This is a genomic window from Stutzerimonas sp. KH-1, assembly GCF_054483855.1.
In genome coordinates, this window is the sequence record NZ_CM137011.1 from 990,589 (window position 1) to 1,017,443 (window position 26,855).

At 64.1% G+C, this 26,855-nt stretch carries 27 protein-coding genes; 20 read left to right on the forward strand and 7 right to left on the reverse strand.

Annotated elements, in window-relative coordinates:
* Positions 1 to 54 precede the first annotated feature (54 nt).
* Complete coding sequence (locus ACX1DW_RS04855; RefSeq protein ID WP_152481133.1) at positions 55 to 573, forward strand: DUF6586 family protein; 519 nt, start codon at positions 55 to 57, stop codon at positions 571 to 573.
* Between the two features lie 15 nt (positions 574 to 588).
* On the opposite strand, the gene ACX1DW_RS04860 is transcribed toward ACX1DW_RS04855, so the two are convergent.
* Positions 589 to 1,428, reverse strand: a complete 840-nt coding sequence (locus tag ACX1DW_RS04860; RefSeq protein ID WP_458992896.1) for a DMT family transporter — start codon at positions 1,426 to 1,428, stop codon at positions 589 to 591.
* A 207-nt stretch (positions 1,429 to 1,635) separates the two neighbouring features.
* On the opposite strand from ACX1DW_RS04860, the gene ACX1DW_RS04865 reads away from it, so the two are divergent.
* The gene (locus ACX1DW_RS04865) at positions 1,636 to 1,872 is read left to right on the forward strand and encodes a hypothetical protein (RefSeq protein WP_458992897.1); all 237 of its coding nucleotides are present in this window, start codon (positions 1,636 to 1,638) and stop codon (positions 1,870 to 1,872) included.
* Between the two features lie 69 nt (positions 1,873 to 1,941).
* On the opposite strand, the gene sulA is transcribed toward ACX1DW_RS04865, so the two are convergent.
* Together sulA and lexA are read right to left on the reverse strand one after the other, a co-directional pair.
* The gene (sulA, locus tag ACX1DW_RS04870; protein WP_063543637.1) at positions 1,942 to 2,421 is read right to left on the reverse strand and encodes an SOS-induced cell division inhibitor SulA; all 480 of its coding nucleotides are present in this window, start codon (positions 2,419 to 2,421) and stop codon (positions 1,942 to 1,944) included.
* A gap of 10 nt (positions 2,422 to 2,431) precedes the next feature.
* Positions 2,432 to 3,040 carry a transcriptional repressor LexA gene (lexA, locus tag ACX1DW_RS04875; RefSeq protein ID WP_110777466.1) on the reverse strand — a complete coding sequence of 203 codons (609 nt, stop codon included), beginning with the start codon at positions 3,038 to 3,040 and terminating at the stop codon, positions 2,432 to 2,434.
* A 200-nt stretch (positions 3,041 to 3,240) separates the two neighbouring features.
* On the opposite strand from lexA, the gene ACX1DW_RS04880 reads away from it, so the two are divergent.
* The 8 genes from ACX1DW_RS04880 (at position 3,241) to ACX1DW_RS04915 (ending at position 10,205) form a co-directional block, all read left to right on the forward strand.
* Positions 3,241 to 3,948, forward strand: coding sequence for a TetR/AcrR family transcriptional regulator (locus ACX1DW_RS04880; protein WP_063543634.1), 708 nt, complete (start codon positions 3,241 to 3,243; stop codon positions 3,946 to 3,948).
* Between the two features lie 39 nt (positions 3,949 to 3,987).
* Positions 3,988 to 4,512, forward strand: coding sequence for a L,D-transpeptidase family protein (locus ACX1DW_RS04885; RefSeq protein WP_458992898.1), 525 nt, complete (start codon positions 3,988 to 3,990; stop codon positions 4,510 to 4,512).
* 14 nt (positions 4,513 to 4,526) lie between these two features.
* Positions 4,527 to 5,525 (forward strand): beta-N-acetylhexosaminidase, encoded by a 999-nt coding sequence (nagZ, locus tag ACX1DW_RS04890; protein WP_458992899.1) that lies wholly within the window; start codon positions 4,527 to 4,529, stop codon positions 5,523 to 5,525.
* Positions 5,526 to 5,549: 24 nt separating this feature from the next.
* The gene (locus ACX1DW_RS04895) at positions 5,550 to 6,287 is read left to right on the forward strand and encodes an S-methyl-5'-thioinosine phosphorylase (protein ID WP_458992900.1); all 738 of its coding nucleotides are present in this window, start codon (positions 5,550 to 5,552) and stop codon (positions 6,285 to 6,287) included.
* A gap of 147 nt (positions 6,288 to 6,434) precedes the next feature.
* Positions 6,435 to 6,932 carry an LEA type 2 family protein gene (locus tag ACX1DW_RS04900; protein ID WP_166082551.1) on the forward strand — a complete coding sequence of 166 codons (498 nt, stop codon included), beginning with the start codon at positions 6,435 to 6,437 and terminating at the stop codon, positions 6,930 to 6,932.
* 7 nt (positions 6,933 to 6,939) lie between these two features.
* On the forward strand, positions 6,940 to 7,122 hold the full coding sequence (locus ACX1DW_RS04905; protein WP_458992901.1) for an SEC-C metal-binding domain-containing protein: 183 nt from the start codon (positions 6,940 to 6,942) through the stop codon (positions 7,120 to 7,122).
* A 7-nt stretch (positions 7,123 to 7,129) separates the two neighbouring features.
* Positions 7,130 to 7,591 (forward strand): DUF2489 domain-containing protein, encoded by a 462-nt coding sequence (locus ACX1DW_RS04910; RefSeq protein ID WP_063543623.1) that lies wholly within the window; start codon positions 7,130 to 7,132, stop codon positions 7,589 to 7,591.
* A 76-nt stretch (positions 7,592 to 7,667) separates the two neighbouring features.
* Positions 7,668 to 10,205, forward strand: a complete 2,538-nt coding sequence (locus ACX1DW_RS04915) for a penicillin acylase family protein (RefSeq protein ID WP_458992902.1) — start codon at positions 7,668 to 7,670, stop codon at positions 10,203 to 10,205.
* Positions 10,206 to 10,224: 19 nt separating this feature from the next.
* Here ACX1DW_RS04915 and tsaA read toward each other — a convergent pair whose 3' ends face one another.
* On the reverse strand, positions 10,225 to 10,932 hold the full coding sequence (gene tsaA / locus ACX1DW_RS04920) for a tRNA (N6-threonylcarbamoyladenosine(37)-N6)-methyltransferase TrmO (protein WP_458992903.1): 708 nt from the start codon (positions 10,930 to 10,932) through the stop codon (positions 10,225 to 10,227).
* A 109-nt stretch (positions 10,933 to 11,041) separates the two neighbouring features.
* Positions 11,042 to 12,250 (reverse strand): tryptophan synthase subunit beta, encoded by a 1,209-nt coding sequence (trpB, locus tag ACX1DW_RS04925; protein WP_046620556.1) that lies wholly within the window; start codon positions 12,248 to 12,250, stop codon positions 11,042 to 11,044.
* A 432-nt stretch (positions 12,251 to 12,682) separates the two neighbouring features.
* Between trpB and ACX1DW_RS04930 the strand changes: the two genes are divergently transcribed.
* The 3 genes from ACX1DW_RS04930 to betA all read left to right on the forward strand — a co-directional run bounded on the left by ACX1DW_RS04930 (position 12,683) and on the right by betA (position 18,001).
* On the forward strand, positions 12,683 to 14,749 hold the full coding sequence (locus ACX1DW_RS04930; RefSeq protein ID WP_458992904.1) for a choline transporter: 2,067 nt from the start codon (positions 12,683 to 12,685) through the stop codon (positions 14,747 to 14,749).
* 93 nt (positions 14,750 to 14,842) lie between these two features.
* Positions 14,843 to 16,315, forward strand: coding sequence for a betaine-aldehyde dehydrogenase (gene betB, locus ACX1DW_RS04935; RefSeq protein ID WP_458992905.1), 1,473 nt, complete (start codon positions 14,843 to 14,845; stop codon positions 16,313 to 16,315).
* A 12-nt stretch (positions 16,316 to 16,327) separates the two neighbouring features.
* Positions 16,328 to 18,001, forward strand: a complete 1,674-nt coding sequence (gene betA / locus ACX1DW_RS04940; RefSeq protein WP_458992906.1) for a choline dehydrogenase — start codon at positions 16,328 to 16,330, stop codon at positions 17,999 to 18,001.
* Positions 18,002 to 18,120: 119 nt separating this feature from the next.
* Here the strand turns inward: betA and rimO are convergent, their stop codons facing one another.
* Positions 18,121 to 19,443, reverse strand: coding sequence for a 30S ribosomal protein S12 methylthiotransferase RimO (rimO, locus tag ACX1DW_RS04945; RefSeq protein ID WP_458992907.1), 1,323 nt, complete (start codon positions 19,441 to 19,443; stop codon positions 18,121 to 18,123).
* A gap of 148 nt (positions 19,444 to 19,591) precedes the next feature.
* Positions 19,592 to 20,467 (reverse strand): helix-turn-helix domain-containing protein, encoded by an 876-nt coding sequence (locus ACX1DW_RS04950; protein WP_458992908.1) that lies wholly within the window; start codon positions 20,465 to 20,467, stop codon positions 19,592 to 19,594.
* A 338-nt stretch (positions 20,468 to 20,805) separates the two neighbouring features.
* On the opposite strand from ACX1DW_RS04950, the gene ACX1DW_RS04955 reads away from it, so the two are divergent.
* From ACX1DW_RS04955 to ACX1DW_RS04985, 7 genes are read left to right on the forward strand one after another with little or no spacing between them, the layout of a single operon-like run.
* A complete protein-coding gene (locus ACX1DW_RS04955; RefSeq protein WP_110779002.1) occupies positions 20,806 to 21,000 on the forward strand; it encodes a Flp family type IVb pilin in 195 nt (64 codons plus the stop codon).
* Between the two features lie 13 nt (positions 21,001 to 21,013).
* On the forward strand, positions 21,014 to 21,529 hold the full coding sequence (locus tag ACX1DW_RS04960; RefSeq protein WP_458992909.1) for an A24 family peptidase: 516 nt from the start codon (positions 21,014 to 21,016) through the stop codon (positions 21,527 to 21,529).
* 14 nt (positions 21,530 to 21,543) lie between these two features.
* Complete coding sequence (locus ACX1DW_RS04965; RefSeq protein ID WP_063543603.1) at positions 21,544 to 22,866, forward strand: hypothetical protein; 1,323 nt, start codon at positions 21,544 to 21,546, stop codon at positions 22,864 to 22,866.
* A 12-nt stretch (positions 22,867 to 22,878) separates the two neighbouring features.
* Positions 22,879 to 23,670 carry a Flp pilus assembly protein CpaB gene (gene cpaB / locus ACX1DW_RS04970; RefSeq protein ID WP_458992910.1) on the forward strand — a complete coding sequence of 264 codons (792 nt, stop codon included), beginning with the start codon at positions 22,879 to 22,881 and terminating at the stop codon, positions 23,668 to 23,670.
* A 56-nt stretch (positions 23,671 to 23,726) separates the two neighbouring features.
* Positions 23,727 to 25,229, forward strand: coding sequence for a type II and III secretion system protein family protein (locus tag ACX1DW_RS04975; protein ID WP_156246076.1), 1,503 nt, complete (start codon positions 23,727 to 23,729; stop codon positions 25,227 to 25,229).
* A 14-nt stretch (positions 25,230 to 25,243) separates the two neighbouring features.
* Positions 25,244 to 25,513: a hypothetical protein gene (locus ACX1DW_RS04980; RefSeq protein ID WP_458992911.1), complete on the forward strand. Its 270-nt coding sequence runs from the start codon at positions 25,244 to 25,246 to the stop codon at positions 25,511 to 25,513.
* 10 nt (positions 25,514 to 25,523) lie between these two features.
* Positions 25,524 to 26,852, forward strand: a complete 1,329-nt coding sequence (locus tag ACX1DW_RS04985) for a TadE/TadG family type IV pilus assembly protein (protein ID WP_458992912.1) — start codon at positions 25,524 to 25,526, stop codon at positions 26,850 to 26,852.
* Positions 26,853 to 26,855: the final 3 nt, after the last annotated feature.

The window sequence follows — 26,855 nt, forward strand, 5'->3', positions numbered from 1 at the left end:
TGCAGCGTTCGTCGAAGGTCCATTCTCTGCACATTCTCTTCCGGAGAGCATGCCATGGCTCACGAGCTCTACACCCGTACCAACCAGAAGATCTTCTTTGCCGGCCTCTCGCTGGAAAGCTGGCGCAAGGCCGAAGAAACTGCCTCGATGAACTCCCAGGGGCTGATTCAGGCCGAGCGCGAGGCGTGCCTGTTTCACCTGTACGGTGCGCTGCTCGGCCTGTGCCATGAGATCGCCGGTTACTATCGCTCGCCGGGCGCCGATGCGCCGGTGGTGGAGGCGTTTCTGACGCGCAGCGTTCTAGAGGCGGCGCCGAGTCCGGAGCTCGCCGAGCTGCTGGAACTGTCGGAGCAGCCGAGTACCTGGCTTGGGCAGTTGCTGGTCGCCTACCGTCAGCTATCCCAGCCGCCACGGGCCCCGGCCAAGGTCAAGACCGACCCACGTCAGCCGCTGATCGAGGCGGTTACTGTCGAGGATGAGACTCCGCCGCTGAGCCGGGCCGAGCTGGAAGCCTGGCGGCAGAACCTCAAGGGGCTGGCGCTGCGCTTTCGCGAGTCGCTGACCGAGTGGTGATCAGGTAACGCCGTGCTAGCGGCGATGCCTGATGCTTAGCACCAGGGCGATGCCACCCAGAATCGCGGTGCCGGCCAGCAGTAGCGTTGTGGTCACCGCTTCACCCAGCAGCACGGCACCGGCAATGGCCGCCAGTAGCGGAACGCTGAGCTGCACGCTGGCCGCCTGGATTGCTGCGAGGCCGGGCAGGGCGGCGTACCAGATGGCGTAACCGACCCCGGACGTCAGTGCCCCGGACAGCAGCGCGTAGACCACGCCGGGCCAGTCCCATGTCTGCTGGCCCAGCAAGAGCAGGCAGAGCAGGGCCGCCAACGGGACCGTCCGTAGAAAATTGCCCGCCGTGGCTGCAAGCGGTGTGGAGGTCCCTCGCCCGCGAAGCGAATAGACGCCCCAGGCGACGCCGGACAGGAGCATCAGTAGTGCGCCATTCAGGGGCGGGGTGCTGCTCCCCGGGAGCAGCAGGATCACCAATCCACTGACCGCCAGCAGCAGGCCGACAAGCTGCCCGGCGCTGAAGCGCTCGCCTCTCAGCAAGCCCCAGGCAAGCATGCTCAGTTGCACGGCACCGAACAGCAGCAGAGCGCCGGCGCCGGCGTCCAGGTCGATATAGGCAAAGGAAAAACAGGCCGCGTAGATGAACAGCGCCGCGGCGCTGATCCAGTCACCACCTAGTGGTTGGTCGGTCCTGTCGAAGCGCAACAGCAGCCAGAGGGTGAGCGCCCCGGCGGCGATCCGCAGGCCGGTGAAGCTGGCCGGATCGATGGCGGTGTCCCGCAGCGCTATCCGGCAGAGGATCGAGTTGCCGGCGAACGCCAGCATGGCCAGAGCGGTGAGTAGCAAGGTGCGGGTGGTCATGCACGATTCCTTGTCCCGGCGCAGAGATGCGCGCGCTTTTTTCAGCGCATGCTACGTTGCCGATCCACCCGGGGCACGTCATTTTCTTAGACGGATTGCTCGATACATGTGTCCCGCAGCGCTCCCTCATAGGGGCTCTGGAAAGCCAAAGGCTGCCCCGATCCCGGTCGGCTGTTACAATGGCCGCCTTTCACGCGGAGCTGATCCATGCCTACATCTTTTCTTGAAATCGTCGAGCTACCGGACGGGCGCATCGTGCTTCGTCGTGCCGAGGACGAAGAGGTGTTGGTCACTCTGGACTTTTCTGACGATGCCAAGCTGTTCCTGCAGGGGCAGCACGTGGAGATCGCCAAGGCGATGTTCAATGTGGGTGTTCAGATGGCGGGTCGGATGACGGAAGGCGATTTCGATCACGATGAAGACGAGCCACGCGTTCTGCACTGAGCGCAGCTGCGTCGCCGCGGCGGTTCCACCATCGCTTCATGCCAGGCAGCACGTCCCTGTGCTTGCCACTCAACAACCCAGACGAATATTCAGGCTCTGCGCTTCGCCCAGACTGGCGGCGTTGCGCAGCTTGCTGCGTGTCGCGTCGTCGAGGTGGCCGAGCCAGCTGATGACGGTATGGCTGCAGCCGGACGCCAGTGCTTTGCACGCCAGTTCCAGCGCACCTTCTGCATTGCGCGGTTGCAGGAGGATGATGCGCTCGCGATTCAGGCCGCACTTGCGCAGGAAGTTCTGTGAAAGGAAGGCGGGCGGCGCGATCAGTGTCAGCCAGCGGCTGTCCGTCGCATCGCCAAGTTCGCGCAGGATCGGCGTGAGCAGCAGATGGCAGTGCTGGCTGCTGCCGCTGAGGCTCAACTCGCTCAGGTGATCCTTTTTCTCCTGCTCGGGTTTGCTGCGCGGTGCGAGGCTGCCGAAGGGGGCCAGGCTTTGCGCGATGACACCGTCGAACAGCGATAGCTGGGGCCGGGAAGTGCTGGTCTGGTACTGCATAACCTTCTCCTCAGCGGCGTATGACGCCGACACTCAAGCCTTCGATAACCAGTTCCTGATGTTCAAGGTCGACTTCGATGGGGGCGAACTCCGGGTTCTCGGCTAGCAGCCAGACCTTCTTGCCGTCGCGCTTGAAACGCTTGACGGTCACCTCATCGCCGACCCGCGCCACCACTATCTGGCCGTTGCGGGCCTCACGGGTGGTGTGCACGGCCAGCAGGTCGCCGTCGTAGATGCCGATGTCCTTCATGCTCATGCCGTGCACACGCAGCAGATAATCGGCGCGCGGATGGAAAAAGGCGGGGCTGATCTGGCAGGATTCCTCGACATGTTGCTGAGCCAGTATCGGGGCGCCGGCGGCGACGCGGCCGATGATCGGCAAGCCGGCTTCGGCAGGCGTGGGTTCGAAGTCGGGAATACGTATCCCGCGTGATGCGCCAGGCGTCATCTCGATAGCGCCTTTGCGGGCAAGCGCCTTGAGATGCTCCTCAGCGGCATTGGGCGACTTGAAGCCGAGCTCCTGAGCGATCTCCGCGCGAGTGGGCGGATAACCGTTGTCTTCCAGGCAGCGCTTGATGAAGGCGAGGATTTCCGTCTGGCGAGGCGTCAGCTTGATCATGTCGGTCTCTGTTCTTTTATACAGTGACTGGGATTATATACAGTGCTTCGGCCTTGGCAATGAATGTTTCTCGGTGGCGTAGCCGGTGTGCGGCGTAGCGCGTCTGCGACAATGACGCTAGTGCCGCAAGGCGTTTCGTGGTTGACTTGCCGGTCGGTGAAACGTAAGTTTCAAACAGTTGTTTGTCTTTCGGAGGGGGCATGGCGCAGTCGGAAACAGTTGAGCGCATTCTTGATGCAGCGGAACAGCTGTTCGCGGAAAAAGGCTTCGCCGAAACCTCGCTTCGTCTGATCACCAGCAAGGCTGGGGTCAACCTGGCGGCGGTGAACTACCACTTCGGTTCGAAGAAGGCACTCATCCAGGCAGTGTTCTCGCGCTTCCTCGGGCCGTTCTGTGCCAGCCTGGAACGTGAGCTGGATCGCCGCGAGGCGCTCACCGACAAGAAGGACACGCTGGAGGAGCTGCTGGAAATCCTCGTCGAGCAGGCTCTGGCGGTCAAGCCGCGCAGCGGCGACGACCTGTCGATATTCATGCGGCTGCTTGGCTTGTCCTTCAGTCAGAGCCAGGGGCACCTGCGGCGCTACCTTGAAGACATGTACGGCAAGGTGTTTCGCCGCTACATGCTCAAGGTTCATGACGCCGCGCCGGCCATTCCGCCGATCGAGCTGTTCTGGCGTGTGCATTTCATGCTGGGGGCCGCGGCATTCAGCATGTCCGGTATCAAGGCGCTGCGTGCGATCTCCGAGAACGACTTCGGCGTCCGCACTTCGATCGAACAGGTGATGCGCATGATGGTGCCATTCCTGGCCGCCGGCATGCGGGCCGACAGCGGCATCGATGACAGTACCCTGGCGGCGGCGCAACCCGTCGCGCGGCGCAACGCAGCGGCCATTCCGGCCAAGGCTTGAGCTACAAGGCTACCGGGGGATCGGCTAAGCTAGCCGCCCATGGCCTTTCTCGATCTTCTGCATATTTCCATCGCTGACCAGCAGCTCTACGGCTTTGCCGATGGGCAGCTGCGTCTGCGCTTTCCCGTGTCTACCGCGCGTAACGGCGTCGGCGAACAGAATGGTTCCGGCTGTACGCCGCGCGGCGTGCATCAGGTGCGTGCGCGCATCGGCGACGGCCTACCCGAGGGGGCAGTGCTGCGCGGGCGGCGCTGGACCGGCGAAATCTGGTCGCAGGAGTTGCACGCAAGTTTCCCCGGGCGCGACTGGATACTCACTCGCATCCTCTGGCTCAGCGGTTGCGAGCCGGGCGTCAACCGGATGGGGAAGGTCGATACCTTCCGCCGTTACATCTACATTCACGGTACGCCCGATTGCGAACCGATGGGTGTGCCGCTTTCCCACGGTTGCGTGCGTATGCGCAATGCCGATCTGCTGCAACTTTTTCCCAGGGTGCCGCCGCACTGTCCGGTGCGCATCACCGAGGCACCTTGCCCAGGCTGGGCTGCCGCTGAACTCGAATAAGGATCTGCGTCTGTATGCACGGTTCATTGATGCTGGATATCGCCGGCACCTGGCTGACTGCCGAGGATCGGCAGCTGCTGCGCCAACCCGAGGTGGGCGGGCTCATCCTGTTCGCTCGCAACATCGAATGCCCGCGCCAGGTGGACGAGCTGTGCCGCGCGATTCGCGCCGTGCGCCCCGACCTGCTTCTGGCGGTGGATCAGGAGGGCGGCCGCGTGCAGCGGCTGCGCCAGGGTTTCGTGCGGCTTCCGGCGATGCGCGAGTTGGCACGTTGCGCCGACGCTCCCAGGCTGGCCGAAGCCTGCGGCTGGGTCATGGCCAGCGAGGTGCTCGCCGTGGGCCTGGATTTCAGCTTCGCGCCGGTGCTCGATCTGGATCATCAGCGAAGCGCGGTGGTAGGCGCGCGCGCCTTCGAGGGTGACCCGCAGATCGCGGTGACGCTGATCGATGCCTTCATTCGCGGCATGCACGCCGCCGGCATGGCCGCCACCGGCAAGCATTTCCCGGGGCATGGCTGGGCCGAAGCCGATTCCCATGTTGCGATCCCGGTCGATGAGCGCAGCCTCGACGAGTTGCGCCGATGTGATCTGATTCCCTTCCAGGCATTGAGCGGCACGCTCGATGCGATCATGCCGGCGCATGTCATCTATCCGCAGATCGACGAGCAGCCTGCGGGTTTTTCCCGGCGCTGGCTGCAGGACATCCTGCGTGGCGAGCTGGGCTTCAAGGGCGTGATCTTCAGCGACGATCTTTCGATGGCCGGAGCGCACGTCGCCGGCGACGCGGCAGGCCGGATCGAAGCCGCCCTCGGCGCTGGCTGCGACATGGGACTGGTCTGCAACGACCGTGCGGCGGCCGAACTGGCGCTGGCCGCGCTGCAGCGCTTGAAGGTCACGCCGTCGGCTGCACTGTCGGGCATGCGTAGCCGGGCTGGTAATGCGACGGACTACAAGCAGACCCCTCGTTGGCTGGATGCAATTGGCGCGCTGAAAGCTGCCGATCTGATCGACTGATCGCTCACATCTCAAGGAATAGCCATGACTGTTCATGCCATCATCGGCGGTACCGGTCTGACCCAGTTGACCGGCTTCAAGCTGCATCGTGCGCAGCTGATCGATACGCCCCATGGGCGGCCCTCCGCCGAAGTCCTGCGGGGTGAGTATGGCGGTCGCGAGGTGCTGTTCCTGGCCCGGCACGGCCATCCGCATCGTGTTCCGCCGCACCAGGTGAACTATCGCGCCAATCTCTGGGCACTGAAGCAGGCCGGCGCCGAAACGGTGGTCGCGGTCAACGCGGTGGGCGGCATTCACTCGGCGATGGGGGCCGGTCATTTCTGCGTACCGAATCAGATCATCGATTACACCTATGGCCGGGAACAGACGTTCTTCGAAGGCGAGATCGACCACGTGACCCACATCGATTTCAGCTACCCCTACGACGAAGCATTGCGCGAACGCCTGATCGGGGCGCTGGCCGCCGAGGGTTTCGCCTTCAGTGGTCATGGTGTGTACGGCTGCACTCAAGGGCCGCGTCTTGAAACGGCTGCGGAGATCGTCCGTATGGAGCGCGACGGTTGCGACATCGTCGGCATGACCGGCATGCCCGAGGCGGCCCTGGCCCGTGAGCTGGAACTGCCGTACGCCTGCCTCGCATTGGTGGTCAATCCAGCAGCTGGCAAGGCGGATGGGGTGATCACCATGGCGCAGATCGAGGCGGCGCTCGCCGCTGGTATCGGCAAGGCGCGACTGGTCCTGGCTCGCCTGCTGGCCGGTTGATCGTGCATTGGCCGGTGGCCTGAATGCCGCTGTGCATGCCTGCAACGACAGTGTCATATTGCGGCCTGAGACTGGTAATTTTGCGGCGCCACCCCATTGCGGTGAACATGCCGCTTGCTACACTTGGCCGTCCTTTGGAGTACCGGAATGTCTTGCCAGGCACACACAATAAGAATTCTAAGAACGGTCGTGTTGCTGACGCTGCTTGGCGGTATGGCCGGTTGTTCGACCTGGTTCTCGGGTAATTTCAAGGACCCGAAAGTCGAACTCACCAAGGTCGATATCATCAAGGCGCGGCTGCTGGAACAGCAGTTCATGCTGCGCTTCCGCATCGATAACCCCAACGATCACAGCCTGCCGGTGCGAGGCCTCATCTACACGGTCCATCTCAACGACGTGGAACTGGCCAGCGGCGAGTCCAGTGGCTGGCTGACCGTTCCTGCCAACAGCTTCGAGTACTACGAGGTGCCGGTGCACACCAATCTGTGGCGGCACATGAAGTACATCGTGCGGCTCTTGGAAAAACCGGATCGCCCGATCAACTACCGACTGGCCGGCGAACTCAAGACGGGGCTGATGGCTGGGCGACGCGTGCACATTTCCAACAATGGCGAGATAATCCCGGGCAACTTTATTCCGGAGTAGTACCCAGATGAGTCACGAACCCCATGTGCATGGTCCCGACTGCAACCACGACCACGACCATCACCACGTCCACGGGCCGCACTGCAATCATGGACACGAGCCGGTGCGCAATCCGCTGAAGGATGTCGGTCGCAACGATCCGTGCCCCTGCGGTAGTCAGAAGAAATACAAGAAGTGCCACGGGGCCTGATGCTTCCATGAGTCTTTTCCTCGGTCTGCTCGTCATCGCCGTGCTGCTGGTTGCAGCACTGGCCGGCTATGCGCTGTATTTGTGGCGTCGCGTATGGCGCAACGAGCGTTTGCAGGCCGAGGCGCGCGCGCAACAGCAGACGGCGTTGGCCGAGGATCTGCGAATCCTTGCCAGCTGTCTGTTGGACGAGCAGCTGCCGCTGATCGAGGGCGCCATCCGCATCAAGGTGCTGCTCGACAACTACGACGTCACCCTCGGGCAGCATCCCCGTTGCCAAGTGTTCCAGCAGCTCTTCGACGCCACAGAGCAGGTGCCGACCCATGCAGCCTGGAAGGCGCTGGACAAGAGCGAACGTCGGCGCCACGAGGCGCAGTTCAGCGCTCTGGAGTTGCAACACAAGGCCGAAGCGCGCCGTTCGGCCCGTTGGCTGCTCGACGAAGCTCTGCCAAAATCCCGCGACGCGGCCTGATCGACCGATCTTCTTCGCCGTACGCCCTCTAATCTATTAGCACCCATCCCTCGCCAAGCCCGCACAGGAGTCTTCGATGTCTCTGCGTCTGCCGTTCGCCCTGGTTCGTCTGACGTTGGGGGCCGCGCTCGGCCTGGCCGGCCTCGGCGGTTGTCAGGCCTATCTCGATAACCGCTACAGTGCCAGTCTGCCGCCAGCGCAGGGCATCCAGCCGCTGACCGGCCTGGCAGGCAGTGCGAGCATCCGGCGCAATTCGCTGGGCATGCCGCTGATCGAGACCTCGTCATTTCACGATGCGCTGTTCGCCATGGGTTACGTGCACGCCACCGACCGGCTGAGCCAGATGGTCAGCCTGCGGCTGATGGCCCAGGGGCGCTTGGCTGAGATGGTCGGCCCCGGGGTGCTGGAGACCGACCGCTTCATGCGTGCGGTCAATCTGCGCCAGAGCGCCGAGCTGCTCTATCGCGAATCCTCGCCGAGGATGAAAAAGTTCTTCGAGGTGTACGCCCGTGGCGTGAACGCCTACCTCTATCGCCATCAGGACAGGCTGCCGATGGACCTCGCCGAGTCCGGCTACAAGCCTGAGTACTGGAAGCCGGAGGACTCGGTACTGGTGTTCTGCCTGCTCAATTTCGGCCTGTCGCAGAACTTGCAGGAAGAGGTCGCCGCGTTGTTGATGGCGCAGAAGGTGGGTAGCGACAAGCTGGCCTGGCTCCTGCCCATCTATCCGGACGAGGCGTTGCCGTTCGACGAGGCGGACAAGCTCAAGGGGCTGAAGCTGGGTGGCAGCGTGCCCGGGCTGGCTGCCATCGAGCAGGCCGTTCAGCACTTGGCAGCGTTGACCCCGACCGGCATGGCGGCGTCGAACAACTGGGCCATTGCCGGCAGCAACACCCGCAGCGGCAAGCCGATCCTGGCCAACGACACGCACTTGCCGCTGTCGATGCCTTCGTACTGGAATTTCATGCAGGTTCGCGCACCGAAGTTCCAGGCGGCGGGTGTCACCATCGCCGGCGTCCCCGCCGTGGTGGCGGGCTTCAACGGCAAGCTCGGCTGGGGCATGACCATGGTCATGGGCGACAACCAGGACCTCTATCTCGAGCAGGTGCGTCGCGAAGGCTCGCGGCTGATGTACCTGGCCGACGGCAAATGGCTGCCGGCCCGCGAGCGGCACGAGACCTACTTCGTCAAAGGCGAGCGACCGATTCGCGAGACCATTTACGAAACCCGCAACGGCCCGCTGCTGAACACGGCGCTGGGCGAGCGCAAGCATCCCTTGCAGCCGCTGCAGCTCGCCAGCGGCTACGGTCTGGCACTGAAGACCACGCAACTGGAGGCCGATCGCACGCTGGACGCCTTCTTCGACCTGTCCCGCGCGCAGTCGGTGGACCAGGCCTTCGAGGCGACCCGCGAAATTCGTGCAACCGCCCTGAATCTGGTCTTTGCTGACCAGCAGGGCATCGGCTGGCAGGTCACCGGACGTTTTCCCAACCGTCGCGAGGGGCTGGGGCTGGTGCCGTCGCCCGGTTGGGACAATCGATATGAGTGGGATGGTTTCACCGATCCGATGCTGCATCCCTACGATCAGGATCCGATCCAGGGCTGGCTCGGCACCGCCAACCAGCGCAGCGTGCCGCGCGGTTACGGAATGCAGCTTTCCAGCTCCTGGTATGGCCCGGAGCGTTACGAGCGATTGGCGGAGCTGGCCGGCCGTGGCAAGCATGACACCCGCAGCACCATCGCCATGCAGTACGACCAGGTGACGCCTTTCGCCGCCAAGCTCAGGACCATGTTCGAGGCGCCGGGCATGGCCGAGCCGTTGCGCCAGGCAATCGATGCACTGCCGGCCACCGAACGCAACAAGGCGCGCGAAGCGCTGGATCGGCTGATGGCGTTCGACGGCAAGCTCACTGCGGATTCGGCGGATGCTGCACTGTATGGCGCTTTCCTGCACGAAAGCGCGCGGCACATCTTCCTCGACGAACTGGGGCCTGAGGATTCGCCGGCCTGGCGTGCGCTGGTACAGACGGCCAACACCTCCTATTCGGCCCAGGCCGACCATCTGCTCGGCCGCGAAGACAGCCCGTTCTGGAACGACCAGCGCACCGCGCAAAGCGAAGACAAACCGGCGATCCTGGCGCGCAGCCTGGCCGCTGCGGTGACCTTGCTCGAAAGCCGCCTGGGCAACGAGCGCAGCGCCTGGCAATGGGGCAAGCTGCATACGGCTCGCTGGACCTCCGGCGCGACGCAGCTGGCGCCGCATATGCCGGCGGGCCAGCGGAGCAAGATCAACGCCATCGGCGGCTACCTTGACCGCGGTCCCTATGCCATGGGCGGCGACCACAGCACGCTGAACGCCTCGGCCTATCACCTGGGTTCGGATTTCGATACCTGGCTGATTCCGGCGATGCGCATCATCGTCGACTTTGGCCGTGACGAGCCGATGATCGGCCTCAACAGTTCAGGCCAGTCGGGCAATCCGGCCAGCCCGCATTACGCCGATGGCATCGACGCATGGATGAAGGCGAACTACGTGAGTTTCCCGTTCAAGACGGAGAATCTCGACAAGGTCTATGGCAACCAACGCCTGTTGCTGACGCCAGCCGGCAAGTGAGGAGAGCGCCGCGCCGGCATCAGGCCGGTTGCGGCGCTGCTGGCGCGACTTCGAGAACGCGGATCACGTCTGGCGTCGGATAGTGCCAGCGCACGTCCACATCCCAGAACTGCGCGCCGTAGCGCCGCTCCGGTTCGGGTTTCTGATAGGCCGGGCGCGGGTCCTGCGCCAGGCACTGCTCGATGAGCTCCACCAGCGGTTCGCCGAGGCGTAGTGCTTCGCGGCGGGCCTGCGATAGTCCAGTTTCTGACCACTGCACCTCGATCAACTCTGGCGTGTCGGCGGCCATGTCGTTGCGCGCGTCCGGCAGCGCATCGGCGTAGGGCACGTAGGGTTTGATGTCCAGCACCGGGGTGCCGTCCAGCAGGTCGATGCCGGAGATGAACAGCCGATCCGCTTCGACCCGATCCAGCCTGACCACCGATTGACCGATACCGTTGGGCCTGTGGGTCGCGCGGGTGGCGAACACGCCGACCATGCGATTGCCGCCGAGGCGAGGCGGGCGGACCTTGAGGCGGGGTTTGCTTTCCAGTGCCTGGTGGAAAAGAAACAGCAGCCATACATGGCTGACCTGCTCGAGCCCGGCTACCGCCTCCCCGCTGTCGAACGGCGGCAGTAGTTCCACCACTCCGCGTGCGGCCGGCGCCAGGCTGGGCTGGCGGGGGATGGCGAACTTCTCCTTGAAGCAGGAGCGGACGTAGCCGATAGGCGAGACGCTGTGTTGCATGGGGCTGGCCTGGATACGGGCGGGCGGCTGCGCATCTTACCCGCTATGGCGCCGCGTTGCGCGACGTCGGGCCGCGCGCTCGTCGAAGCGGCGGCCCGATGCCAAGATCTTACAGACCGAGCAGATTGGCGACGTAGTCGGCATCTTTGTCGCCGCGGCCGGAGAGGTTGACCAGGATGTGGCTGTCCTTGCCCAGCGTTGGCGCGGTGCGAATCGCCCAAGCCACGGCGTGAGCGCTTTCCAGGGCGGGGATGATGCCTTCGACACGCGACAGGGTCATAAAGGCGTCCAGGCATTCCTGGTCGGTCGCGGTCTGGTAGTTCACCCGGCCGATGTCCTTGAGATAACTGTGCTGCGGACCGACACCGGGGTAATCCAGGCCGGAGGCGATGGAGTGCACCGCGGACGGATTGCCCTCGGCATCTTCCAACACATAGCAGGCCATGCCATGCAACTCGCCGGGCTTGCCCTTGGACAGCGTGGCCGAGTGACGGCCGGGCTTGTCCAGGCTTTCGCCCGCCGGCTCGATACCGACTAGTTCGACCGCGGCATCCTCCAGAAAGGCGGTGAACATGCCCATGGCATTGGAGCCGCCGCCGACGCAGGCGACCACATGATCCGGCAGACGACCGTGTCTGGAGAGAAACTGCTCGCGGGCCTCGTTACCGATGATCGACTGGAAATCGCGGACCATCTTCGGAAACGGGTGCGGGCCGACCACCGATCCGATGGCGTAGATGTAGTTGTGCGGGTCCTTCAGGTATTCCTCGAAGGCGCTGTCCACTGCTTCCTTGAGCGTCGCCGCGCCGCGGGTGACGGCTACCAGCTTGCAGCCGAGGATCTTCATCTTGGTGACGTTGGGGTGTTCCTTCTCGATGTCCACCTGGCCCATGTGGATCTCGCAGGGGATGCCGACCAGCGCGCAGGCGGTGGCCAGAGCGACACCATGCTGACCGGCGCCGGTCTCGGCGATCACCTTCGTCTTGCCCATGAACTTGGCCAGCAGCGCCTCGCCCAGGCAGTGATTGATCTTGTGCGCGCCGGTGTGGTTCAGGTCTTCGCGCTTCAAATGGATCTGCGCGCCGCCGAGCTGTTCGGAGAGGCGCCGGGCGTGGAAGATCGGGCTCGGCCGGCCCACGTAGTCGGCGAACAGTGCGGCCAGTTCCTGCTGGAAATCCTCGCGCTGGCGGATTTCCTCGTAGGCCAGGTTGATGTCGTCCATGGCCTGCTTGAGGTGCGGCGGGACCAACTGGCCGCCGTAGGGGCCGAAGTATCCGTTGGCGTCGGGCATGGCAGTGAAACGAGGATCGGACGACATGGGTTCATCTCTGCTGGTGAAAAGGGGGGCCTGTTTACGCGGGGGCGATCATAAGCCAGCGTCTGGGCCGCTGAAAACGTAGCGGCAACCGCACAGTTCTTCCTCGTTTCTTCGTGGCGTTGCGGCGCTCCGAATCGGCTCGGCGAAGGGCTGGTGGAGGTCAGTCATGCCGAAGGGTGCCGGTCTCGGTTCGCAGGATTTTGATTTATCGTGTAGGATGCGCCGCTTATTTTGTCTTATCGGAGCAAATCACCGCTTTTGTTTGGTCGGCATGTCCGCGTGCCGATGGGTATGGCTGTCATCAGCACAGCACGTCTTGCATACCCGCCCCGCCATCAGGCCGCGCAACCCTTGGCAAATTTGCACGCCGCCTGCCGCAATACGTCGCACTGCGATGTCGTAAAGCCAGAACAAGTTCAGGAGATCGAACTGATGAACGAGGCTGAGCTCTCGCCCAATGATTCCGAAGCGCCGGCTGACCGGATCAATCCCGTAGTGTTCTACGGTTCCGCAATCGCCATCGTGGCGTTTGCCATATGGACGATGTTCTTCACTGATCGCTCCCAAGCGGTCATCAATACGGTGCTTGGCTGGATATCCGACAGCTTCGGCTGGTTCTACTTTCTCGCCGTGCTGGTGTACCTGCTCTTCGTGGTGATCGTCGCCACCAGCCGCTACGGCAAGATCCGCCTCGGGCCGGATCATTCCAAGCCTGAATTCAATGTGGTCACCTGGGCGGCAATGCTGTTTTCCGCCGGGATCGGCATCGACCTGCTGTTCTTCTGTATCGCCGAACCCATCACCCAGTTCCTCGAGCCGCCGGTAGGCGAGGGCGGCACCACCCAGGCCGCACGCCACGCCATGGAGCTGACCTTTCTGCACTGGGGCCTTTCGGGCTGGGGTGTCTATACCCTGGTCGGCATGTCGCTGGCGTATTTCAGCTTCCGCCAGGGCCTGCCGCTGTCGATCCGCTCGGCGCTGTATCCGATCTTCGGCAAGCGCATCTACGGCCCCATCGGGCATACCGTCGATACCGCCGCGGTGCTCGGCACGGTGTTCGGCATAGCCACCAGCCTCGGCATCGGCATCATCCAGCTGAACTTCGGCCTCAACTACATCTTCGGCGTACCGGAAGGCACCTTCACCCAGGCCGTGCTGGTGGTGCTGATCGTGGTGTTCTCGGCGATCTCGGCGGCGACCGGGGTCGAGCGCGGGATTCGCCGGCTTTCCGAGTTCAACATGCTGCTGGCGGTACTGCTGCTGCTGTTCGTGCTGGTGGTCGGCGATACGGTGTTCCTGCTCAATGCGCTGGTGATGAACGTCGGCGACTACTTCTCCAACTTCATCAGCCTGTCGCTGGACACCTACGCCTACCGCCGGCCGACCGACTGGTTGAACGCCTGGACGGTGTTCTTCTGGGCCTGGTGGATTGCCTGGGGGCCGTTCGTGGGTCTGTTCCTGGCACGCATTTCCCGTGGTCGCACCATCCGCGAGTTCGTCATCGGCACGCTGCTGTTGCCGCTGGCCTTCATGATGGCCTGGATGTCGATCATGGGTAACAGCGCCATCGAGATGGTCATGGGCGGTGCCCTCGAATTCGGCCAGCAGGCGGTGAGCAACCCCGGATCGTCGATCTATCTGTTCCTGCAGAGCCTGCCCTGGGCTGGCCTCACGACTATCGTGGTAACCATCCTCGCCATCGTGTTCTTCGTTACCTCCGGCGACTCCGGCTCGCTGGTGCTGTCGAACTTCACGTCCATTCTCAAGGATGTGAACAGCGATGCACCGGTGTGGATGCGCATCCTCTGGGCCGCCATCATCGGGATTCTCACCCTGGCGCTGTTGATCGCCGGTGGCCTGACCGCGCTGCAGGGCACCGTGGTGATCATGGGGCTACCGTTCTCCATCGTGCTGCTGTTCATGATGTACGGGTTGTTCAAGGCACTGCACGTCGAAGGCGTCATGGCCGACAGCTACCAGAAGAGCCTCGCCGGCTACCTGTCCGGGCGCGCCACGCTGGAACACACGCAGATGAACTGGAGCCAGCGCCTGTCGCGGGCGATGAGTTTCCCCAGCCGTTCGCAGATCCGTCGCTACCTGAAGGAGGTCTGCAAACCGGCGATGGAGGAGATCCAGAAGGCGCTTGGCGAGAAAGGCGTGCCGGTGGAGATCGTCGAAGGCGAACCGGGCAACGAGCACTTGGCGCTGCACGTCAACCTGGGCAGCGAGCAGGACTTCACCTACCAGATCTGGCCGGTGCGCGGCACCATGCCGTCCTTCGCCCTGCGCACCCAGAGCAGCAAGGCCGATTACTACCGGCTCGAAGTGCACCTGCGCCAGGGCAGCCTGGGTTATGACCTGATGGGCTATTCCCGGCGCCAGCTGATCGAGGACATCCTCGACCACTACGAGCACCACATGCACTTCCTGCATCTGCAGCGCGAAAACGGCGGTGGTGAAAGCGGCATGCCCAATCCGGGCGCGGCGCCGACACCCTGACCCTGCACGCCTCGGGCGATCCCCGAGGCGTTCCATCCATGTCGCGGCAGCGTCGATCCGCTGCCGCCACAGACAGTACGAACGAGGTAGAACATGGCCCGTTTCCCACGGCAGCAACTCTATATCCATGGCGGTTATGTCGACGCCAGCAGCAACCAGACCTTCGAGAGCATCAACCCGGCCAACGGCGAAGTCCTGGCCGAAGTGCCCGAGGCTGGCGCGGCCGATCTGGAACGCGCGGTTGAAAGCGCCGAGCAGGGCCAGCGCATCTGGGCGGCGCTGACCGGTATCGAGCGGGCGCGAATCATGCGGCGCGCGGTCGATCTCTTGCGCGAGCGCAACGACGAGCTGGCGCTGCTGGAAACCCTGGACACCGGCAAGCCGCTGAGCGAGACCCGCAGCGTTGACATCGTCACCGGTGCCGACGTGCTGGAGTACTACGCGGGCCTGGCTCCGGCCATCGAGGGCGAGCAGATTCCGCTGCGCGACAGCAGCTTCGTCTACACCCGGCGCGAACCGCTGGGCGTGGTGGCCGGCATCGGTGCCTGGAACTATCCGATCCAGATCGCCCTGTGGAAGGCCGCTCCGGCGCTGGCCGCGGGCAACGCGATGATCTTCAAGCCCAGTGAGGTCACGCCCCTGAGCGCGCTCAAGCTGGCGGAAATCTTCAGCGAGGCCGGGCTGCCCGATGGCGTGTTCAACGTGCTGACCGGCAGCGGCGCCGGCGTCGGTGCGCTGATCACCGAGCACCCGCGCATCGCCAAGGTGTCCTTCACCGGCGGCGTGGCCACCGGCAAGAAGGTCATGGCCAGCGCGGCAGGCTCTTCGCTGAAGGACGTGACCATGGAACTGGGCGGCAAGTCGCCGCTGATCGTCTGTGAGGACGCCGATCTGGATCGCGCGGCCGATATCGCGGTCATGGCCAACTTCTTCAGCTCCGGCCAGGTGTGCACCAATGGCACCCGGGTGTTCGTCCCCGCGGGCCTGAAAGCGGCCTTCGAGGCCAAGCTGCTGGAGCGCGTGCAGCGCATTCGCCTGGGTGATCCGCAGCAGGATGAGACCAACTTCGGTCCCCTGGTCAGCTTCGCGCACATGAACAAGGTGCTCGACTACATCGCCCAGGGCAAGGCCGCTGGCGCACGGCTGCTCTGTGGCGGTGAGCGGGTGACCGAGGGCGAGTGCGCCAGGGGCGCCTTCGTCGCACCCACCGTCTTCAGCGACTGCAGCGACGACATGAGCATCGTGCGCGAAGAGATCTTCGGCCCGGTGCTGAGCCTGCTCGAATATCAGGATGAGGACGAAGTCATCCGCCGCGCCAACGACACCGAATATGGCCTCGCCGCCGGCGTGGTCACCACCGATCTGGCGCGGGCGCACCGCATCATCCATCGCCTCGAGGCCGGCATCTGCTGGATCAACACCTGGGGCGAATCGCCGGCGCAGATGCCGGTCGGTGGCTACAAGCAGTCCGGTATCGGTCGCGAAAACGGCATCGCCTCGCTGGCGCACTACACGCGGGTCAAATCGGTACAGGTAGAGCTGGGCGAGTTCGCCTCGGTGTTCTGAGGGAGGTAGATCATGGAATACGACTACATCATCATCGGCGCCGGCTCGGCGGGTAACGTGCTCGCCGCACGCCTGACCGAGGACACCGACGTCAGCGTGCTGCTGCTGGAAGCCGGCGGCCCGGACTACCGGTTGGATTTCCGCACCCAGATGCCCGCCGCGCTGGCCTATCCGCTGCAGGGCACGCGCTACAACTGGGCCTACAAGACCGATCCCGAGCCGCACATGAACAACCGTCGCATGGATTGCGGTCGCGGCAAGGGCCTGGGCGGCTCGTCGCTGATCAACGGCATGTGCTACATCCGTGGCAACGCCCTGGACTACGACAATTGGGCCAAGGCACCGGGGCTGGAAGACTGGACCTACCTCGACTGCCTGCCGTATTTCCGCAAGGCCGAGTCGCGTGACATCGGCCCCAACGATTACCACGGCGGTGTCGGCCCGGTCAGCGTGACCACGCCGAAGGCCGACAACAACGAGCTGTTCCACGCCATGGTCGAAGCCGGTGTGCAGGCCGGCTATCCGCGTACCGACGACCTCAACGGCTATCAACAGGAAGGCTTCGGCCCGATGGACCGTACCGTGACGCCCCAGGGCCGGCGCGCCAGCACGGCGCGCGGCTATCTGGATCAGGCCAGGGAGCGGCCGAACCTGACCATCGAAACGCACGCGGTGACCGATCGCGTCCTGTTTGAAGGCAAGCGCGCAGTGGGCGTGCGCTACCTGCGCGATCGCAAGGACCCGTACATCGTGCGTGCGCGTCGCGAGGTGCTGCTGTGCGGCGGGGCGATCGCCTCGCCGCAGATCCTGCAGCGCTCGGGCGTCGGGCCGGGCGAGCTGCTGCGCCGGGTCGGTGTGAAACTTGTCCACGAGCTGCCCGGCGTTGGCCAGAACCTGCAGGACCATCTGGAGATGTACCTGCAGTTCGAGTGCCTGAAGCCGGTTTCGCTGTATCCGGCGCTGAAATGGTGGAACCAGCCGGCCATCGGCGCCGAATGGCTGTTCCTCGGCAGCGGCATCGGTGCCAGCAACCAGTTCGAGGCGGGCGGCTTCATCCGCAGCAGTAACGAGTTCGAATGGCCGAACATCCAGTTCCACTTCCTGCCGGTGGCAGTCAGTTATAACGGCAGCAACGCCCATGACGGTCACAGTTTTCAGGCCCACGTCGGTTCGATGCGCTCGCCCAGCCGCGGGCGTATCGAGATCCGCTCGACCGACCCGGCCGAGGACCCGAGCATCCTGTTCAACTACATGGCCCACGAGCAGGACTGGCGCGAATTCCGCGATGCCATCCGCATCACCCGCGAGATCATCGCCCAGCCGGCGCTCGACCCTTACCGCGGTCGCGAGCTGAGCCCGGGTATCGATGCGCAGAGCGATGCCGAGCTGGACGCCTTCGTCCGCGAGCACGCCGAGACGGCCTATCACCCGTCCTGCTCGTGCAAGATGGGCAGCGACGACATGGCCGTGGTCGACGGCCAGGGCCGGGTGCATGGGCTGGAAGGGTTGCGCGTGGTGGATGCCTCGATCATGCCGCAGATCATCACCGGCAACCTCAACGCGACCACTATCATGATCGCCGAGAAGATCGCCGATCGGATTCGTGGTCATGAGCCGCTGCCGCGCAGCACGGCGAAGTACTACGTGGCCGGCAATACGCCGGTGCGTCAACCACCGCGGCGTTGACGAGCCCGCAGCCCGGCGGTGGAAAAGGCTGCGCCGTTTTCCACCCTACGCGGCCCAGGGCTCGTAGCGCAGAAATGAAAACGCCCCGCAGAAGCGGGGCGTTTGTTTAACCGATCAGCTCAGATCACTTCGGCCCAGAGGTCGTACTCGTCGGCGTTGGTGACGCGCACGCGCACCTTGTCGCCCGGCTGCAGCGGCTGTTCGCTGTCGACGTAGACCATGCCGTCGATCTCCGGGGCGTCGGCCCAGGAGCGGCCGATGGCACCGTCTTCGTCCACTTCGTCGATCAACACGTCCAGTTCCTTGCCGACCTTCAGCTGCAGGCGCGCGGCGCTGATGGCCTGCTGGTGCGCCATGAAGCGGTCCCAGCGGTCCTGCTTGATCTCGTCCGGTACCGGCTCCAGGTCCATGGCCTCGGCCGGTGCGCCGTCCACCGGCGAGTACTGGAAGCAGCCGACACGGTCGAGCTGGGCTTCGGTGAGCCAGTCGAGCAGGTACTGGAAGTCTTCCTCGGTCTCGCCGGGGAAGCCGACAATAAAGGTCGAGCGGATGGTCAGCTCGGGGCAGATCTCGCGCCACTGCTTGATGCGCGCCAGGGTCTTGTCCTCGAAGGCCGGACGCTTCATCGCCTTGAGCACCTTCGGGCTGGCGTGCTGGAAGGGGATGTCCAGGTACGGCAGGATCTTGCCGGCGGCCATCAGCGGGATCACGTCGTCGACGTTAGGGTAGGGGTAGACGTAGTGCAGGCGCACCCAGACGCCCATCTTGCCCAGCTCCTCGCACAGCTCGAGCATGCGCGTCTTGACCGGCTGGCCGTTCCAGAAATCCAGCTTGTACTTGAGGTCCACGCCATACGCGCTGGTGTCCTGGCTGATCACCAGAACTTCCTTCACGCCGGCCTTGACCAGGCGCTCGGCCTCGCTGAGCACATCGCCCACCGGGCGGCTGACCAGTTTGCCGCGCATGGAGGGGATGATGCAGAAGCTGCAGGTATGGTTGCAGCCTTCGGAAATCTTCAGATAGGCATAGTGGCGCGGGGTGAGCTTGATGCCCTGCGGCGGTACCAGGTCGACGAAGGGATCGTGCTCGATGCTCGGCGGCACCACTTCGTGCACCGCATTGACCACCTGCTCGTACTGCTGCGGGCCGGTAACCGCCAGCACGCTGGGGTGCACGCCGCGGATGTTGTTCTCGTCCACGCCCATGCAGCCGGTGACGATCACCTTGCCGTTCTCGGCGATCGCCTCGCCGATGGCGTCCAGCGATTCGGCCTTCGCACTGTCGATGAAGCCGCAGGTATTGACTACCACCACGTCGGCGTCCTCATAGGACGGCACGATCTGGTAACCCTCCATGCGCAGCTGGGTGAGGATGCGTTCAGAGTCGACCGTGGCCTTGGGGCAACCCAGGCTGACGAACCCGACTGTTGGCGTTTTGCTCATCGACTTTGAACCTCGAAAACCGCGCATTAAAAAGGCGCGCGAGTATACCGATGTGGATGTTTTTTAGCCAGATTGCGACAGGGGCCGTATGTCCGTCCGTTGACGAACATCGCTGGCAGAAGCGCGACGCCAGGTCCGGGATGATCGGTCAGGCGCCGATGTCCAGGCCCAGCAAGTCGCTACTGGGCCGAGTCGCATCCTGCAGGTTCTGCTCGGCCAGCATCGATGCGGAGGAAGGGGCGCCGTTACGGTACTCGCTCGGCGTACAGCCAACGAACTGCTTGAACGCTCGCGCGAAATAGGACGGATCGCGAAAGCCGGCTTCATAGCCGATGGTGGTGATCGGCATCTGCGTGTTGCCCAGTCGGTCCTTGGCGAACTCCAGACGCTTGCCCAGCGTGTACTCCAGATAGCAGACGCCATGCAGCTCCTTGAACAGGCGGCTGAAGCGCGAGGGCGTCAGGCCGCACAGCCGCGCCAGTTCCTTTTGGTCGAGGTTCTCGCGAAAGTGCAGGTCGATGTAGTAAAGCGCGGGCGCCAGCAGCTGGTGTCTCTGATGATCGGCCGTGAGGCGGATGCTCGGCGGCAGGTCCGGATAATGCTCGCCGAGCACGCGCTGCCGTGTGGCATGGGCATTCTGGCGCAGCTTCAGCAGCTGATCCAGGGCCAGACGGTAGCGGCGTAGCTCGGCTGCGGTCAGCGGCAGCGTGACGTATTCCCATACCCCGGAGCGCATCGCCCATATCGCCAGATCTTCGCAATGCTGGACGGTGAACATGGTGATGGGAATGGACGGCGCGGCACGTTTGACCTGATGCAGCTGGTTCAGGCCCAGGGCATCGGGGCGGTCGTAGTGCATGCAGATCATGTCGACGCGCCGGCTCTGGCCGCTGTCGGCCAAGCTGTGGGCCTGCACCAGACGGCATTCGCTGAAGGCCGTGAACTGGCGCATCAACGCTTCGGTGCTGCGGTCGTGGGTCAGGTCCACCCAGAGGAGTAATGGTCCCTGCGGAGAGTTAGACATCTTTACTAGCTCTGCCCTTTTACTTTCCCTTACAAACAGTATTGGCAAACGGCCATTATGGATAAGAACAGTTTCTGCTAAGGCGCACCTCTGATAGCACATTGCCGTTATTAGGATTAATACGGAGCTGATGCGGTGAGGTTTGTTGCCAATGCGAGGAGCCTCAAGTCGTTGTAACCGCGTATTGCAGAGCTTTGCTGACCACGGCAATTGAGTGCTAGCAACGCGCAAAAGAGTCCTAACGCCCACTGCGTTTGCCTGACTAGTGTTCACCTCAGCAGCGGTGCATGGAGCGCTGCCAACCGATGGATGAACCACTCCTCAGTGAGGTGAGCGAAATGACCATTCAAACGATCAAGACCGCGGTGCTGAAGTTCGCGAAGGACGAAGACGGGCTGACCATCGTCGAGTATGCGGTGGCTGGGGGGCTGATTACCGCAGCCGTCGCGCTGGCCTTCACCAATCTGGGCGCGGCAGTTCTCGCCAAGATCAACCAGATCATCACAGCGCTCGGCGGGACGCCCGCAGCGTAAGCGCCGTGTTCCTATGGACATTCAAGGCTGGGCCAGCGGGCTGTTGCTGCTCTCGCTGCTGGGATACGCGGTGGTCAGCGATGTACGCCACCACCGCATCCCCAACCTCCTGGTCCTGACCGGGCTGGCACTGGGATTGGCCGGGCAGGCCTTCGCGGGCGGTCTGAGCGGGCTGGGGCAGGGGATGTTGGGGGCGCTGATCGGCTTTGGCCTGTTCCTGATGCTGTATGCGGCAGGTGGTATGGCCGCCGGTGACGTGAAGTTGATGGCCATGGTTGGCGTCTTTCTCACACCGCAGCAGGCGCTGGCTGCCGCGGCGGCCAGCCTGATGGTCGGCGGTCTCTGCGGGCTGGCCTTGATGATCTGGCACGGCCAGCTGCGGCAGACGCTCGGACGCTATGCGCTGATGCTGCGCAGCCAGAGCTACCTCGCACCGGCAGCCGGGGAGGTCGCCGGCAGGCCGTTCCCCTACGCCATCGCGATCCTGTTGGGCACGTTCGCCAGCAGCTTGTGGTTTCACTTCGACTAGCGCGGGAGGCCGCCATGTACGCAGTCAGCGATAGCGATGGCTACCCGAGCGAGCGCGAAGCGGTGCAGCGCCTGGCGCCGCAGCCGCGCACCATCGCCGAGACCGGGCTGAGCGATCAGCTGCTCGCCGATCTGCTGTGCAAGCATCTGCATGAAGGCGGTGCGCTGGACATGGCGCGTCTGGTCGAGCGGCTGGCATTGCCCGGCGCCGTGCTGGAAGAGGTGCTCGCCCTGCTGCGCAAGGATGGCCGCATCGAGGTGCTCGGCCAGCACAACGGCCAGGCCCTGCGCTATGGGCTGACCGAGCGGGGGCGCAACGCCGCGCGCGATGCGCTGGAGCGCAGCGGTTATATCGGTGCGGCGCCGTTTCCGGTGAGCACCTACCGTTCATTGGTCAAGGTACAGACGATCCACCATGCACGGGTGAATGCCGAGAAGATGCGTGCGGTATTCAGCGGTGTGGTGCTCGCCGATGATCTGCTCGATCAGCTTGGCGTGGCGATGAATTCCGGCCGCGCGATCATGATCTACGGGCCAGCCGGCACCGGTAAGACCTACATCAGCGGACGTCTGATCCGCCTGTTCGGCGAAGCGATCTGGGTGCCTTACGCCATCGCCATCAACGATGCGGTGGTGGAGGTCTACGATCCGCAGATCCATCAGCGCCTGGACGATCGCGACCAGTACAACAGCCTGCTGCTGAGCGAAGGCATCGACCGTCGCCTGCTGTGCTGCATGCGCCCGCTGGTGGTGTCGGGCGGCGAGCTGAGCATGGAACAGCTCGACGTCCGCTACGACCCGTTCAACCGCCGTTACCTGGCGCCGCTGCAGCTCAAGGCCAGCAACGGCCTGTACATCATCGACGATCTCGGTCGGCAGCGCATGCCGCCGGCCGAGCTGTTCAACCGCTGGATCGTGCCGATGGAGGAAAAGCGCGACTTCCTCAATCTCGGCGGCGGGCAGCAGTGCGTGCTGCCGTTCGACATGGTCCTGGTCTTCGCCACCAACCTGAATCCGCTGGAGTTGGCCGACGAAGCCTTCCTCCGTCGGATTGGCTACAAGCTGCGCTTCAACTACCTCAAACCGCAGGAATACGAACGCATCTGGCGACAGGAAGGCGAGCGCCTGGGCATCGCCTTCGATCCGCAATTGCTGCGCTATGTGCTGCGCGAACTCTACGAAGCGGAAGGCATGCCGCTGGTGCCGTGCCATCCGCGAGATCTGCTGGGCATGGCGCTGGACCGCCAGCGCTACACCGAACGCAGCGGTCCGTTGACGCCCGATGACCTGCAATGGGCCTGGCGCAATTACTTCGTCCAGCTCGAGTTCCTTGGATAAGGAGATACCGACATGAGCTCACGTACCTTCACGTTGATCGCGCTGTCCCTGCTGCTGGGGCTGGGAGCGGCCTGGATGGCCAACAGCTGGCTTAGCGCGCGGCTCGATGCCAGGCCGGACGACAAGTCGCAGAACGTGGTGGTCGCCACCACGGAGATCCCCTTCGGGCAGATGGTCGAGGCGCAGCATGTGACCTTGGTGCGCATGCCCAAGGGCACGGTGCCGGACGATTCGTTCGCCAGCACCGAAGAGGTGATCGGCAAGATCGCCACCTTCGGCATGCTGCGTGGCGACGTGCTGCGCGGCGCGCGGCTGGCCGAGCACCTGGGTGGCAGCACGCTGGCGTCGCTGATCGCCACCGACAAGCGCGCGGTGTCGGTGCGGGTCGACGATGTGGTGGGCGTGGGCGGCTTCCTGCTGCCGGGCAACCGGGTCGACGTACTGGCCACCCGGCGCAAGGGCAATGGTGAGGAAGCCGAGGCCAAGACCATTCTCGAAGACCTGCGCGTGCTGGCCGTCGACCAGACCGCCAGTACCGACAAGACCCAGCCGGTAGTGGTGCGCGCCGTGACCCTGGAAATGAGTTCCGAGGAAGCCGAGGAGCTGGTCAAGGCCATGACCGAAGGGCGTCTGCAACTGGCGCTGCGTAATCCCCTGGATAACCAGAAAAAGCCCGTGGCAGCGCCGCCGCCGGTGGCTCCGGTAGTCGCTGCGCCGAAGCCGGTGGTGCGCCGCGCACCGGCCAATCCCGGGGTGACGATCATTCGCGGCACCCAGGTGAACGTGACCAATGTCGGCCTGTAAGGCGATGACCAGCTGACGGCGCGTGGCCACGACGGCTGACACGCAAGGAGATCGATATGAACAACATGCACAGAGTGGGGGCCCTGGTGCTGGCGCTGGGCACGATGCTGTCCGGGCTGGTGATGGCAGCCGAGACGAAACCTGTGGTCCTTGCCACCCCGGCGGCGAACGTCAGTGACGTCCAGGTACCGATCTACAAGTCGCGCGTGCTCACCACGCGAACCGCGGTCAAACGCATCTCGGTGGGCAATCCCGAGATTGCCGACATTCTGATCACCAGCCCGACCCAGCTCTACCTGCTCGGCCGTTCGCTGGGCAGCACCAACGTGCTGCTCTGGGATGGCAGCAATCGCCTGATCGACAGCCTCGATCTGGAAGTGGTGCACGATCTCAGCGGCCTCAAGAGCAAGCTGCACCAGGTCATGCCCAATGAACCGATCGAGGTCTTCAGCGCCCAGGGCGCCCTGGTGCTGCGCGGGCAGGTCAGCAGCGCCGCGGCGATGGACAACGCCGTCAAGCTGGCGCGCAGTTACGCCGAGCAGGCCGCCGGCGATGCCAAGCGCCAGGGTGCCGGTGCCGCTGCACAGCCGCAGGAGCCATTGCAGCTGATCAACCTGCTCAGCGTTGGTGGCAGCCAGCAGGTGATGCTCGAGGTGAAGGTCGCCGAGATGCAGCGCAACCTGTTCAAGAACCTCAACGTGCGCTTCAACGCGCTGGACTTCGGTTCGTCCGGACGCTGGTCGGGTGGCGGGTTCAACAATGGCCAGGGGCTAGGCTTCGACGAGGACGGATTCGTTAACCCGACCACGCTGTTCGGCGATGGCAAAGGCATCTTCGGCCAGTTCCTCTCCGACAACTTCCTCTTCAACGTGGTGCTGGAAGCGGCCAAGGACAACGGCTCGGCCAAGGTGCTCGCCGAGCCGACGCTGACCACCCTGACCGGGCAGCAGGCGGAGTTCATCTCCGGTGGCGAGTTTCCGGTACCGATCACCGAGGACGATGGCATCACCATCGAATTCAAGGAATTCGGCGTCGGGGTCAAGTTCCTGCCGGTAGTGCTCGATTCCGGCCGCATCAACCTGAACCTCAATGTCTCGGTCAGTGAGCTCTCCAATGCCAACTCGCTGGTGCTGGACACCGGCCTGGAAAGCATCCTCGGCAACGGCGTCAACCAGGTCATCCCGTCGCTGACCAAGCGCAGCGCGCAGTCCACCGTCGAGCTCGGCAACGGCCAGACGATCGCCATCGCCGGCCTGATCAGCGAGAACACCCGCGACTTCGTCAGCCGCTTCCCCGGTCTGGGTGACGTGCCGGTGCTGGGCCAGCTGTTCCGTAGCCAGCAGTTCATCCACGGCGAGACCGAACTGGTGATCCTGGTGACGCCTTACCTGGCACAACCGGTGGATGCCAGGACGGTGCGCCTGCCGACCGAGAATTTCGTCGAGCCCAGCGACGCGGAGTTCTACCTGCTGGGCAAGACCAAGGGCAGTGCGCCCGGCCGGGCAGTGCCGGCCAGCCTCGGCATTAGCGAAGGCCGCTTCGGCCACGACCTCAAGTAAGCGGAGTCGCCATCATGAAAATTCTGCCCTACGCCTGCCTGTTCACCCTGCTGGCCGGCTGCGTTCCCTACCAGGAAGGTCGTGTCGGCTCGCTGGGCAGCACGGTCAACGCGACCCTGTATCAGCAGATCGCCGACAAGAACGTCGCCGCCAACCCGGGCACGGCGCTGTCGCCGGCCGGCACCGATGGCCCGTTGACCGAACAGGTCATGGAGAGCTACCGGGGTGCCACCGGCGATGCCCAGCAGGTCGCGCAGCCGATCCAGATCAACGTGGGCAACTGAGGTTCGCGTCATGAACGCCTCCTGCATGGTTCGTCCGTTCCCGCAACGTCAGCGTGGCTCGGCCATGGTGCTGGTCGTAGTGGCGCTGGCGGCGATGATGCTCATGGCTACCCTTGCGCTGGACGGCGGCCACATGCTGCTCAACAAGACACGCCTGCAGAACGCCGTGGATGCCGCGGCGCTCAGCGGTGCCAAGACCCTGCAACAGGTGCGGGGTTCGGGCAACGCCGGCAGCCTGACGCAGGACGCTGCGCGCGCGACATTCCAGCTCAACGGCCAGGCGCCCGGCAACGACGAGCTGGCCGCTGCGCTGGGGGACAACCCGGGCGCCATCGTGCAGGTCGATCTGGCGGCCAGTGTTTACGGACCGTTCTCCTTTCCGGGGCCGATAGATGCCCGATACGTGCGCGTGACCGTTGCCGAGCTGCCGTTGCAGGGTTTCTTCTGGGGCATGCTGCAGGCCCTGGGCAACGACGCGGAGAAGGAAATCGCGGCAATCGCCACGGCTGGTCCGAGCCCAACCAGCCCGTGCGACATCGCTCCGCTGATGGTCTGCGGCGATCCCAACCAGCATGATCCAGCCAACGGGCTGGTCTGGGGTTATCGCTTCGGCGATCTGGAAGTGCTCAAGGGCGCAGCCGGAAACGACCCGGTCATCGGCCCTGGCAACTTCCAGCTGATTCGCCTCGGCGACAGCAGTGGCGCCGCGGATGTACGTCAGGCGCTGGCCGGCGGCACCGAGCAATGCAACAGCGTCGGCGAGTCGGTGGAGACCGAGCCGGGCAACACCATCGGCCCGGTGTCGCAGGGCTTCAATACCCGCTTCGGCCAGTACAGCGGTGCGCTGTCCGGCAGCGCGGACCAGTATCCGCCGGATTTTGTCACCGACTACAGCTCGCCGCGCATGAGCTACAACGACAGCACCGGTCAGGCCGAATATCAGGGCGAGGTGGTCAGCGCCAGTGGCGGCGATCTCTCGACTGCCAGCACCGCGCTGCTCGACTACAACGACTGGCGCCAGCGCGTGGCCAACTGCCCCAACGGCTGCCGCGCTGACGGCGTCTCCGAGCGACGCATCCTGCGCATCGTGCTGGGTAACTGCACCGGCAGTTCCGGCGGCCAGACCTCGGTGCCGGTGCTGGGCTTCGGCTGCTTCTTTCTGGTCCAGCCACTGCCGACCGGCTCGGGCAACAAGGCGCAGGTCTTCGGCCAGTTCGTCAGCGAATGCGAGGGCGACAACGTGCCCGACAGCAACCCGGTGAATGACAGCGGCCCGCAGATCATCCAGCTGTACAAGACCTACATCGACAACAACCGCACGCCGAGCAACGACTCGTAGGAG